At 68.7% G+C, this 11,821-nt stretch carries 12 protein-coding genes; 2 read left to right on the forward strand and 10 right to left on the reverse strand.

What is annotated here, in order from left to right:
* Positions 1 to 9 precede the first annotated feature (9 nt).
* From fhuF to ACTJKF_RS09120, 6 genes are all read right to left on the reverse strand, one after another.
* Positions 10 to 810 carry a siderophore-iron reductase FhuF gene (gene fhuF / locus ACTJKF_RS09095; protein ID WP_440623228.1) on the reverse strand — a complete coding sequence of 267 codons (801 nt, stop codon included), beginning with the start codon at positions 808 to 810 and terminating at the stop codon, positions 10 to 12.
* Positions 807 to 2,900, reverse strand: a complete 2,094-nt coding sequence (gene fhuB, locus ACTJKF_RS09100; RefSeq protein WP_440623229.1) for a Fe(3+)-hydroxamate ABC transporter permease FhuB — start codon at positions 2,898 to 2,900, stop codon at positions 807 to 809. Before fhuB ends, fhuF begins: the two co-directional genes overlap by 4 nt.
* A complete protein-coding gene (locus tag ACTJKF_RS09105; RefSeq protein WP_440623230.1) occupies positions 2,897 to 3,760 on the reverse strand; it encodes an ABC transporter ATP-binding protein in 864 nt (287 codons plus the stop codon). Before ACTJKF_RS09105 ends, fhuB begins: the two co-directional genes overlap by 4 nt.
* Entirely contained in the window at positions 3,750 to 4,769 is a 1,020-nt protein-coding gene (locus ACTJKF_RS09110) for a TauD/TfdA family dioxygenase (protein ID WP_440623231.1), read from the reverse strand. Before ACTJKF_RS09110 ends, ACTJKF_RS09105 begins: the two co-directional genes overlap by 11 nt.
* A 45-nt stretch (positions 4,770 to 4,814) precedes the next feature.
* On the reverse strand, positions 4,815 to 5,057 hold the full coding sequence (locus ACTJKF_RS09115) for an MbtH family protein (protein ID WP_440623232.1): 243 nt from the start codon (positions 5,055 to 5,057) through the stop codon (positions 4,815 to 4,817).
* Between the two features lie 120 nt (positions 5,058 to 5,177).
* The gene (locus ACTJKF_RS09120; protein WP_440623233.1) at positions 5,178 to 5,846 is read right to left on the reverse strand and encodes an RNA polymerase factor sigma-70; all 669 of its coding nucleotides are present in this window, start codon (positions 5,844 to 5,846) and stop codon (positions 5,178 to 5,180) included.
* Positions 5,847 to 6,252: 406 nt separating this feature from the next.
* Here ACTJKF_RS09120 and ACTJKF_RS09125 point away from each other — a divergent pair, with 406 nt between their 5' ends.
* Both ACTJKF_RS09125 and ACTJKF_RS09130 read left to right on the forward strand, forming a co-directional pair.
* Positions 6,253 to 6,507: a hypothetical protein gene (locus ACTJKF_RS09125; protein ID WP_440623234.1), complete on the forward strand. Its 255-nt coding sequence runs from the start codon at positions 6,253 to 6,255 to the stop codon at positions 6,505 to 6,507.
* Positions 6,508 to 6,553: 46 nt separating this feature from the next.
* Complete coding sequence (locus ACTJKF_RS09130) at positions 6,554 to 6,691, forward strand: HHHH-motif protein (RefSeq protein WP_014897078.1); 138 nt, start codon at positions 6,554 to 6,556, stop codon at positions 6,689 to 6,691.
* Between the two features lie 94 nt (positions 6,692 to 6,785).
* Here ACTJKF_RS09130 and ACTJKF_RS09135 read toward each other — a convergent pair whose 3' ends face one another.
* The 4 genes from ACTJKF_RS09135 to ACTJKF_RS09150 form a co-directional block, all read right to left on the reverse strand.
* On the reverse strand, positions 6,786 to 7,817 hold the full coding sequence (locus ACTJKF_RS09135) for a fimbrial protein (protein WP_440623235.1): 1,032 nt from the start codon (positions 7,815 to 7,817) through the stop codon (positions 6,786 to 6,788).
* Positions 7,814 to 8,566, reverse strand: a complete 753-nt coding sequence (locus ACTJKF_RS09140; RefSeq protein WP_440623236.1) for a fimbrial biogenesis chaperone — start codon at positions 8,564 to 8,566, stop codon at positions 7,814 to 7,816. Before ACTJKF_RS09140 ends, ACTJKF_RS09135 begins: the two co-directional genes overlap by 4 nt.
* Before the next feature lie 17 nt (positions 8,567 to 8,583).
* Positions 8,584 to 11,037: a fimbria/pilus outer membrane usher protein gene (locus ACTJKF_RS09145; RefSeq protein WP_440623317.1), complete on the reverse strand. Its 2,454-nt coding sequence runs from the start codon at positions 11,035 to 11,037 to the stop codon at positions 8,584 to 8,586.
* Between the two features lie 122 nt (positions 11,038 to 11,159).
* Complete coding sequence (locus tag ACTJKF_RS09150) at positions 11,160 to 11,672, reverse strand: fimbrial protein (protein WP_440623237.1); 513 nt, start codon at positions 11,670 to 11,672, stop codon at positions 11,160 to 11,162.
* Positions 11,673 to 11,821 lie beyond the last annotated feature (149 nt).

Below are 11,821 nucleotides of genomic sequence, written 5' to 3' on the forward strand. Positions count from 1 at the left end.
TCATCGACGTCACCGGATCGCGTCCTGCCCGGCCAGCGCCGCGTCGTCCATCGTCAATAGCAGGGGGCAGCTTCCACACAGTTGCGTTTCTCCAGGAATTTCATAGCGCAGGCAGCACACGCGACGCGCGCGAAACGGCGTCGGCAGCAGCGGCGAGCGCGGCACGGCATCGCGCACCGGCACGCGCAGCGGGTTCGGTTCGCCCTGCACGCAGGACGCGCCGAACAGCCAGTCCGCATCGCGCACGGGATCGGCCGCGCACGGTAGCGTGCGGTACGTGTCGAGCAGATAGTCGAGCAGGTTGCCGGCGTTGCTCCACAGCACGCGCGGCGTGACGCGGCCCGTCGCCGCGAGCAGATCGATCACCGCGCCGAGATGCGCGACGAGCCCCGCATAGCGGCGCGCGGGTGCATCGCACGGCGCGTCGAGCGCGTCCGGCGCGAAATACAGCGCGGCCGGCATCCCGTCGTCGAGTGCGACGAACGTGCGCTCGGGCGCCATGTCGAGCGGCCGGCCGAGCGTCAGTGCGGCAACCACGCCGGCGGGCGCCGCGCGGCCGAAGTAGTACTTGCTCCATTGCGACATCAGCGCGCGCGCATGCTGATCCGGATCGCCGCCATAGTGGCGGACCATCGCATCGAGCATGGCCGCGCGATGATCGCGCAGCGCGCTGACCGGCACGACGATCCGCTCCGGCGCGGGCGCATCGTCCGGCATCCCGAGCCACACGACGTCGAGATGCCCGGCCAACGGCTCGGGCGCGAACGTCGAGAAACGCGTGGCGCATGCGCCGTCGAGCATCGGCGTCATCGCCCGGCGCGCCGGGCGCGGCGCCCCTCGAGGATCAGCAACCCGAGCAGGTATGGCGCGCCGATCAACGCGGTCAACACGCCGGCCGGCACTTCGCGCGGCGCGACGACGGTGCGGGCCGCCAGGTCGGCAACACCGAGAATCAGCGCGCCGCATGCGGCCGCGAGCCACAGCCGCGTGCGATGCCGGCGCGCGCCGAGCATCGTCGCGACGTGCGGCGCCATCAGCCCGATGAAGCCGACCGGGCCGACCGCCGCGACGGCCGCGCACGCGGCGAGCGTCGCGATCGTCAGCGCGAGCGGCCGTAGCGCGGCGACCGGCAGGCCCAGCGCGGCCGCCTGGTCGTCGCCGAGCGCGAGCATGTCGAGCGGCCGCGCGAGCCATCCGAATACGGGCACCGCGAGCACGCACCAGGGCAACAGCATCGACACCTCGCCCCAGCTGCGACCGTAAGTGCCGCCGACGAGCCACACGACGAAGCGCGCGGGCTGCACGCTTTCCTGCGTGATCAGCCACTGCGCGAGCGTGGTCCACAGCGCGCCGATCACGATGCCCGTCAGCGCGACCGCGAGCGGTGCGTAGCGATGCCGGTGATTCAGCGCGAGCGTGATCGCGAGCGACACCGCACCGCCGATCAAGGCGGCCGCCGCGAGCGTCACGTGGCCCATCAGCGGCCACGTCGACAACGCGAACAACGTGACGAGCCCCGCGCCCTGCGTGACACCGAGCACTTCGGGGCCCGCGAGCGGATTGCGCACCACACTCTGCATCGCGACGCCGCTCACGGCCAGCAGCGCGCCCGCGAGGAGCGCGCACACGAGCCGCGGCATGCGCAGGTCGATCAGCATCCGGCCGAGCGCATCGTGGCCCGACAGCGCCGCGAGCCAGCGCGCGGGCGACAGCCATTCGGGGCCGGCCGATACGCCGACGAACACCGCGAGCACGCCGCCCGCGACGAACAGCGCGATGCGCCGCGGCCAGCCGAGCCGTTCGAGCCAGCCGACGATGCGTGTCGAGCCGCCGCCCGTCGCGCGTTCGGCTTGCGCATGCAGCACGCCCGACCACGCCGCGCCGCGCCGGATCATCGCGAGCATCAGCGGCGTGCCGACGAGCGCGATCGCCACGCCGGTCGACAGCGTCGCGTCGAGACCCGACGCGAGCACCGCGCTGTCGGTCACCAGCACGAGCGCCCCGCCCGCGAGCGCCGACAGCGGCACCAGCACGCCGAGCCGAGCCGCGCGCGCGCCGCGCACCTGGCGCAGCAGGTTCGGCGCGACGAGCCCGACATAGGACAGCGGGCCCGCGATGCTGACGGCCACGCTCGTGAACGCGACCGCGACGATCGTCGCGGCGAGCCGCGCCGCGTCGACGCGCACGCCGGCCGCGGCCGCCGCGTCGTCGCCGAGCGCGAGCGGATTCAGCGGCCGGATCACGAACGGCAACGCGACCAGCGGCGCGACGAGCCAGCGCGCGGCGAGCGTGAGCCCAGTCGCGCCCGGTTGATAGAGGCTGCCGTTGCTCCACAGCGCGGCGCCCGCGATGTTCTGCTCGAAGAACGCGAGCACGAGCGTCGACAGCGCCGCGAACAACAGCATGCAGACGCTGCCCGCGAGCACGAGCCGCAGCGGCGTCGCGCGCCAGCCGCCGGCCGCGACGAGCGCGAGCGCGGCGGCGATCAGCCCGCACACGAACAGCAGCGGCACCGGCGCGACACCGGCCAACGCCGGCACCAGCATCGCCGCGAGCAGGCCAAGCTGGGCGCCGCCCGTCACGCCAAGCAGGTCGGGCGACGCGAGCGGATTACGCGTGAGCGACTGGAACAGCGCGCCCGCGATGCCGAGACAGCCGCCCGCGACGAGCGCGGCCGCGACGCGCGGCAGGTTGAGGTCGAACAGGAACACGCCGGCGAGCGCGGCCGCGTCGCTGCCCGGCACGGCGTTCCACCACACGCGCAGGTCCGGTGCGACGCGCAGCACCGCCAGCGACGCGATCAGCACGACGAGGCCGAGCGCGATCGCACCGGCACGGCGGCCGGCGCCGGCACCCTGCCCGCTCGCCGCGAGCCGCTTGCGCATCGCGAACGTCGTCATACGGCGATATCCGGGTCAACGGCGCGGTCAACGACATGCTCGAACGCATCCACCGTGCCGGTGCCCGGCGGCCCGTAGGCCGGCACGCACATCGGCGCGCCCGTCTGCGGATGCGCGAGCTTCAGCATGTCGACGCCGAACGCCGCGCGCAGCCGCGCCGGCTCCAGCATCGCGTCGGGCGAGCCCTGCGCGACGAGGCGGCCCGCACGCATCAGCACGATGTCGTCGCTGTACGCGGCCGCCTGGTTCAGGTCATGCAGCACCCAGACGATCGTCAGCCCGCGCGAACGATTCAGCGCGCGCAGCGCATCGAGGATGTCGAGCTGGTGATGGATGTCGAGATAGGTCGTCGGCTCGTCGAGCAGCACGATCGGCGCCTGCTGCGCGAGCGCCATCGCGATCCACGCGCGCTGGCGCTCGCCGCCCGACAGCGCGCCGACGTCGCGCTCGGCGTCGCCGGCGAGGCCGCTCGTGTCGAGCGCTTCGTCGATCGCCGCATGATCGGCGCGCGACAGCCCGCGCAGGAAGCCGCCATACGCGTAGCGCCCGTACGCGACCAGCTCGCGCACCGTCAGCCCCGCCGGAATCTGGTTGAACTGCGCGAGCATCGTGAGCTCGCGCGCGAGCGCGCGACGGCGAAACGACGCGAGCGGCTGGCCGTTCACGTCGACGTGGCCCGCACGCGCGGGCTGCAGGCCCGCGAGCGTGCGCAGCAGCGTGCTCTTGCCGCAGCCGTTCGGGCCGCACAGCGCGGTGACGCGGCCGGCCGCGATCGACAGGTCCAGCCCGTCGATCACGACATGGTCGCGATAACCCACCGTCAACCCGCGCGCGGCCAGCGCGGCGGGACTACGCGTCATCGGTCCTCCGTCCGGTCGCGCGCGGGACCGTGTAACTCTGCGCCATCGCGACCACCACCTTGCGCGGCCCGGCGAACGGGTCGCGTGCATGCGCGGTCAGCATGTTGTCGAGCATCAGCACGTCGCCCGTCCGCCACGGGAACACGATGCGCTGGCGATCGAGCACGCCGCGGATTTCCGCGAGCGCGTCGGCTTCGAGCGGCGCGCCGTCGCCGTAGTACACGTTGCGCGGCACGTTCTCGAGCCCGACCGCGTCGACCAGCGCGTCCTGCATGTCGTCGTCGAGCGCGGACAGGTGAAACAGGTTCGCCTGGTTGAACCATACACACTCGCCCGTGCGCGGATGGCGCGCGACGGCCTGACACCGTTCGCGCGTGCGCAACAGCAGCTCGCCGTCGTCGTCGGTGCGCCATGCGCATTCGATGCCGCGCGCCGCGCACATCCGCTCGACCTCGGCCGGCTCGCCGGTGCCGAACGACTGTTGCCACGGCAGGTCGAGCCCCTGCCCGAAATTGCGCACGTACAGCAGCTCGCGCTGCTCGAAGCGCGCGATCAGCGCCGGATCGAGCGCGCGATAGACGGCGCGGCTGTCCGCGATCGGCGTCGCGCCGCCCTGCGGTGCCGCGAGCGCGCAATGGAACCAGATCCGCAGCGGCCACTCGCGCGTGTACGACTGCTCGTTGTGCAGCGGAATCGCGCGGTGCGGCGGGTATTCGGTCGACGTATAGACGGCGCCTTCGACCTGGCTGCGCGGCGTCGACGCGTATTCATAACCGATCAGCGGATCGCCGAACGAGGCCGCGAACTGCTGGAACGCATCGATCGACGGCACGTGAAAGCCCGTGAACAGCACACCGCCCGCTCGTTCGAGCGTGTCGGCCGCGATTGCATGTGCGAGCGGCGCGATCGCGTCGATCGACAGGCCGTCGGCGCTGCGCGGCGACACGACGGTGGGCAGCCCCGGCTCGATCCGCAGGTCGTCGAGCGTCGGCAACGAAAGCAGGGTCATGCAACGTCCTCTTCAGGTGGCGCGCCGAACACGCGGCGCAGCGGATCACGACGCGCGGGATGCGCGCTCGCCGTCCATCGCGCGGCGCAGGCTCGCCGGGCGCATGTCGGTCCAGACGGTCTCGATGTGCGCGAGGCAGCCGGCCTTCGGGCCGCGCACGCCGATCTCGCGCCAGCCGGCCGGCACGGGCCGGAACGTCGGCCAGATCGAATACTGTTCTTCGTCGTTGATGACGACCGTGTAGACCAGGTCGTCGGTGTCGGCGGAAGGCGTCGTGGCTTGCGTCATGATCGGAAAAAAGGCGGGAGACGGTTGAAGGAGGCGAAGCGGCGAATGACTCAACGGTTGAACCGGCGAACCGGTGAATGGGCCACTCCTGTCTTGAAGACGATTGGCCGGCGCGTTTTTTTACCGCCGTCGCGCGCGGCCGCCGAGAAACACCGGGCACGCGACGCCGCGCTGGCACGCGTCGAGACATTCCGCGCAGTGCCGCTCCGCGTCGCGCACCATGAAATGCACCAGCGTTTGCGACACGTTCAGCGCGCGCGCGGCGGTCTGCAGCGTCTCCTCGCGCAGCCGCACCATCTCGAACGCCGCGCGGCTGCGCGCCGGCAGATCGTCGAGCGCGGCCCACACGCGGCGCAACGTGTCGCGCGTCAGCAGCGCGGCCTCGGGCGTCGGCTCCGGCGACGGCACGTCGAAGCCGTCGTCCTCTTCCGTGTGATAGACGTTCTCGAGGCTTTGCCGGCGGCACGCGTCGATCGAGGCGTTGCGCACCATCCGCGTCACGTACGCGACCGGCTGGCGCACCGCATCCTGGTTCGGGAATTCGACGAGCTTCACGAACACGTCGTGCACGACGTCCTCGGCGCGGCTCGCGCAGCCGACGAAGCCGCGCGCGACGTTGACGAGCATCGCGCGATGGGCGATCAGCACGTCGAGCAGTGCGCCCTGCGCGCGGGCCTCCGCGGCGCGATGCGCACGCGGCGCGGGGCGCGACGGCAGGTCCGGATAGCGGCCGGGGAACGGGTTTGCCGTTGCTGCTGCCGGTCGTTCGAGCACTTCCGCCATTGCCATCGATCTGCTCCGTCCAATTCCGAGATAGCGCAATCTAACGTAAACGCAAATCATTCTCAATACGATTACGTGATACCCCTTCCGACCATCAGGATTTGTCTGATTAATCGCTGGAATCGATGTTTTGGCGGACGGGGCCGGATGCGGCGGCTCCGTGATGTGCGCAAAGCTTTCCACATGAAAGAAAACCATCGAGCGCGGAAAGCGGCCTCGGATTCAGCGTTGAAGCGCCACCGTGGCGGCCGCCCGGCGTGTTGGAGCGACGCACACGGCTTGCGTCGCGACGGCATGATCTTTCAGACACCTGACGAAATGCGTACGGCCGTCATGTGCCGTAGCAACTTCTTACCACGTGAAATTTTGGGGGCTCGTACGATCGGGTTGCTGTTTCCAAGGGAGAACAACCATGAAATCCATCGTGTTATCCGCTGTCATGATCGGCGCGCTGTCGAGCGTGATGCTGACCGGGTGTGTCGCGTATCCGGCGGGCCCGGCCCAGGTCACGATCGGCTGGCATGGCGATCGCTACTGGGACGGTAATCGCTACTGGGAACGTCGCGACTGGGAGGCTCGGCATTCCGGCGGGCATGACGATCGCCGGGATGACCATCGCGACGACCATCGCGACGATCGCCGCGACGACCAACGGCCGCAGTGGTAATGCCTTTCCCTTCCCGTGACCCGATACTGAACGACAGGACCTCGACATGAAGACGCTACTGAAAACCCTCACCGCGGCCGCCGTCGCCGCCGCCGTGCTCGTGCCGGCCATCGCCGAAGCGCATCCGCACCGCGTGTGCCACTTCGAGCACCATCATCACAAGGTCTGTCGCTGGGTGCGTTGAGCATCGCGGCGAGTCAGGAAGACAAGCGCCGGCATGTCGGCGCTTTTTTCATGTCCTGCGTGCGGTGCGCCCGGTTGCGCACGCGCGCGTCACGTCAATAGATGAACAACCGGATCGTTGCGGTCGCATCGAAACGCCCGATCCTGGGCGAGCCGAACGACTTCAGCACCGCATCCATCAACACGCTTTGATTCATCACGCTGGGCGCAAGCTGCGCGAGCGCGAACTGCTGGTTGAACGGAATCGCCTTGCCCTGGCTGTCCTCGATGCCGATCCCGAAATTGCTGTCCTTCGCCGGTACCAGCAAGCCGTTCCGGACCGGAAAACTCGTTTCGAAATAGCCGTCGACCCGCACCGCGACGCTGCATTTCTTGGTCAACGACAACGAGAAGCGCTTGCGCGGCACCGCCGGCATGAAGCCGTTAGCCACCGCCTGCACCTGGCCGAAGTTGACGACGCCGGGTTCGGGCGTCACCAGCACGTCGACGAAGCATGGCGTCGGCTTCAGGTTGCGCAGGCCGCTCAGCTTGTAGCGAAAGCTGGGGTTGATGTAGTTCAGCCCGCCCTTGCCGTCGAACTGGAACACGGCGTAAATGTCGGACGGGGGCTGCACCCAGTTGCCGCGCTTGCGAATCACGACCTGATAGGTGATGCTCAGCGGAAATTTCTCGCAACGTCCGGCCTTGACCGCGGCGTCGCTCAACGCACAAGGCTGCACATACGTATTCGTCTGCACGCCGTCGCCCGGCTGGCTGCTGCGGCCGAAATAATCCTGCCCCTGGTAACGGATGCCGATCTCGAGCCCCCATGCGGCGGGATTCTGCTTTTCGGGGTTCGCGTAGAAATAGATCCACTCGCCGAACGTCTTCATGTCGCCGCCGAGATCCTTGTAGCAGTACCCCGTCGTCGTGCGCGGCGGCGACACCCAGATCACGTAGCCGTCCGGTGCGTCGGTCGGATAGGACGCGACGTTGCCGATCGCTTCCGTCAGCATCGTGCCGCCGCCATTCGCGACGCAGCGCACGGCCCAGACCGGTTGCGCCAGCACGACGAACAGCCCGAGCACGCACCACTTGAGCCACGCGGGCATCCTTGCCGCGCTTTCATTTCGTCGCGCGCCGCTCATGGCTTCACGCTCTTGCACGCACCCGCGTCGCACGCATACTCGACCGCCACCTGGCCGCCGTAATCGTCGATATGCGTGACGAACAGCGTCGACGGCGCCGCGGCCTTGAACGGCACGTCGGCCGTGCCCATCGGGTTCACCATCACCGGCTCGATCGGCACCGGGGTCTTCCGCGCGCCCGCGCTCACGTCGACCACCGTCACGTGATACGGCGTCGGGTTGTCGAACACGAGCTTGTGCGCGGCCGCGTCGACGCGCAGCGTCATCGGCAGCGTCCAGTCCTCGTCGCGCGCCGGCTGCACGCCCTTCGGCCGGTAGAACAGCTTCATCTGCGTATGCAACGCGATCTGCAGCGTGTTCGGCGTGTCGGTCTTCGGCGGCACTTCGCGGATGTTCAGGTAGAACACCGATTCGCGATCGGCCGGCAGCGCGGCGCCGGGCAGCTTCGCGATCCGCAGCACGTTGCGCTCGTTCGCCTCGATGCGCTGCAGCGGCGGCACGACCATCAGCGGCGACGTGATCTTGTTGCCGTGCGTGTCCTCGAGCCACGACTGCACGAGATACGGGTACGTCGTGCTCTTGTTGGTGATCGTGACGATCGCGGCCTGTTCGCCTTCGTTGAAGATCACGCGCGTGCGGTCCGGCACGATCGCCGCGTGCGCGGCGCCGGCGCCGGCAAGCAACGCGCCTGCCGCGGTCAGCACGCACGACGTGCGACGCAAGAAGGAAAGGGAGAAAGCTGGGTTCATCGCTGGATCCGTGAGAGTCATCGTTCGACGCGAGCGGCCGCTGCATGCGACTCGCCCGGCGCCTGGCACGTCACCGGAATCGGCGTGCCTTCGAGTTGAAGCGGGTTCGGCAGTGCGTCCACCGTGCACAGCGTGCGTTCGCCCGCCCGCACCGCGAGCGCCGATTTCGGCTGCACCTGGGTCAGGAACGCCGCACCGCCCTCGCCGACGATGCCGAGCGCCTTGCCGTTCGCCGCGTCCTGCACCGAGGCGCCGAACGGCAGCGGCTTGCCGGCCGCGTCGGTCAGCGTCAGGTACAGGTTGCTGCCGCGCGCGGCGGAGAACGTCGCGAAGCCGATCGCACCGTCGGTCAGCACCATGCGCTGGATCGGGTTCGACACTTGCACTTCGAGCGGCAGCTTCTCGACGTTGACGGTGGCGTCGTACACGTTGTACGGCGAGAGGCCGTCGAGCACCGCATAGCCGCGCGAGTCGGTATGCGTGAGCGTGCCGGACAGCGGCACGTCGGGCACGCCGTCGGTCGACACCAGCAGGCGCGTATCGCCCGCGTTGCCGTTCGCGTGCGCGGATACGCCGTACTGCGTCGCGACGAACGAGCCGTCGACTTCGAGCGACGCGGCCGCATACGCGTTGGCGAGCGTCGAGGCCTGCGCGGTCAGCTGGTACGTCGACGTGCGCTGGCGGAAGCTCGCGTTCGCCGATGGGCGGCCGTCGGTCGCGCCCGCATTGACCTGATAGGTGCGGCCGGCCGGTTCGTCATAGATGTAGCCCGCGTTCACGCTCGTGCTGCCGCTGCCCGTCGTCAGGTTCGACGTGACGGTGTGGCGGCCGCCGATCGGCAGCGTCGCGGTCACCGAGAACTGGTTGCCGCTCGCGCCCGCGCTCTGCGTGCGGAAGGCCGACACGCTGACGTTCAGGTTGCGCAGCGCGCCGATCGAGAACGCGCGCGTCAGCGTGAGGCCGACACGCTGTTCCGACGCACGGGCCCAGTAGGTCGTCTGGTCGTACGAAAAATACGTCGACGTGTCGCCGAAGCGCTTGGACATCGTCGCCGAGTAGCGCTGCTTGCTGTTGGCGAGGCCATACGCGGTGGGATCGCCCGAGAACTGCGCGAAGTTGGTGTACTCGCGCTCGGAGAAGCGATAGCCGAAGAAGCGCACGTCCGCGTCGAGCCCGTCGAAGTGCTTCGAATAGTTGATGCGATACGAATTGCCGTTGCGCGTCGTGCCGTTCCACCACAGGCGTGCGCGCGCATGCGTGACGTCGGCCGATACCGCGCCGAATGTGCCGAAATCGCGGCCGACGCCCAGTGCGATCGACGTATAGCCCGACGCGGCGATGAAGCCGCCGTAAATCGTGATGTCGAACGGCAAGCCATACGCGGCTTCGCCGAAGCCGAAGAACGGCGTGATGCCGGCGCCGCCGAACTGCCGCGGCTTGCCGACGGCGGCCTTGTAGCGGAACTGTCCGGTGCGCGCGAGGAACGGCACGGCGGCCGTCGTCACCTGGAAGCGCTGCACGCTGCCGTCCTCTTCCTCGACCGCGACGTCGAGCGTGCCCTGCACGCTCGTGTTGATGTTCTGCAGCGCGAATGCGCCCGGCGACACGCGCGTCACGTACAGCACGCGGCCCGCCTGCGACACGGTCACGGTCGCGTTGCTGCGCGCGACGCCCGAGATCAGCGGCGCGTAGCCGCGCAGCGACGGTGGCAACATGCGGTCGTCGCTGCGGATCGACGCGCCCGTCAGCGCGAACGTGTCGAAAATGTCCGAGCTCAGGTAATCGTCGCCGAACGTCACCGTCGACTGGATCGACGGCAACGCGCGAAACGCGTAGAGCCGGCTGAAGCGGAACGTGCGGTCCGCGTACGCCGTGTTGCCCACGTTCGATTGCGCCTGGTAGTCGCCGCGCAGGCGCCATGCGTCCCAGTTCGCGCCGATCGTGCCGTAGGCCTGGATCGAATTCGTCTGCCCGCCGCCCGCACCGAAGTTGCGGTTCGTGTTGGCAATCACGCGATAGTCGAGCAGCGCGCCCGGAATCCCCTCGGACCAGCGCTCCGGCGGCAAGTAGGTCGCATCGGTGAATTCGAGCGCGGCCTGCGGAATCGTGATCTTGAGCCGCCCGTCGCTCTTCAGGTAACGCACGGTCGCGCCCTCGATCGCGCCGAGGTCGACGCAACGTCCGCCCTGGAAGCGCGGCAAATCCTTCGCGAGCGACGGCTTCAGCCCGAACTGCGCGACGAGTTCCGGTGGCAGGCACGGCATGCCCGCGCCGGATGCGTCGAGCGCGATGAACTGGATGGCCTGCAGCCCGTAGAACAGGTCGTTGACCTGCACGTCGAGCATGTACTCGCCCGGCAGCGTGAAGTCGGCCTGCGAGAACTGCGACAGGTCGACGTTGCGCGTGCCGTCGATATCGAGGAACGACGCATTGAATTCCGTCGCATGGCTCGGGCTGCCGACGACCAGCACGGAGGCACAAAGGAAGGAATGTCTGATTCGCACGCGGCGCTACCGGAAATCCAGGGAAGAAGGAGCGGGAAGGAAACGAGGCGGGAGAAAGGGTGCGCGCACCCCTTCTCCGGCAGGGACGCTTACTGGTAGCGGACCGTGAAGTTCGCGACGCCGTCGGCGGTACCCGGCGTCACGCCGGCTGCCGTCGCTTCGTACATGGCCGCGAAGCGGGCGACGTTCGTGCCGTTCTGCAGCACGGTCGGTGCCTTCTGCTCGGCGCCGTTGTCGAGGTACTCGCCCGACGCTGCCTGCAGGCGGATGCCGACGTTGGTCGCCGAGCCGATCGTCGCGAGCAGCTTCGGCTGGCCGGCGCTCGACGTGCCCGTGAACGTGAAGTACGCGTTCTGCGCGATGCTCGTGTCGCAGTCGGTCAGCTTGATGTCGAAGTTGGCCGGCGTGGACTTGTCGCCCGCCTGCTTGAACGTGTGCGTCGGCACCTTGCCGAGGTTCACGGTCTGGTTGACCGAGCCCGAATCGATGCCGCATGCGCCCGCGACGATCTCGCCCGTGAAGTTGATCGTGCCCGTGCCCTCTGCGAAGGCCGAGGTGGACAGGGCTGCGAGTGCGACAGCGGTCAGGAGGGATTTCTTCATGACGTTTTCCGTGAGAATTGCAATGGGAATGGCGGACGTGGCGGATACAAAAGCAGCGTGTGGTTGGCTTCCGTCCGTCACGAGGCCGCATTATCGAGATAGGAATGAAAGAATTCTGTAAAGCATTGTCAAATCGGCAATGACAATTC

This window comes from Burkholderia sp. 22313 (assembly GCF_052045245.1).
GTDB lineage: Bacteria > Pseudomonadota > Gammaproteobacteria > Burkholderiales > Burkholderiaceae > Burkholderia.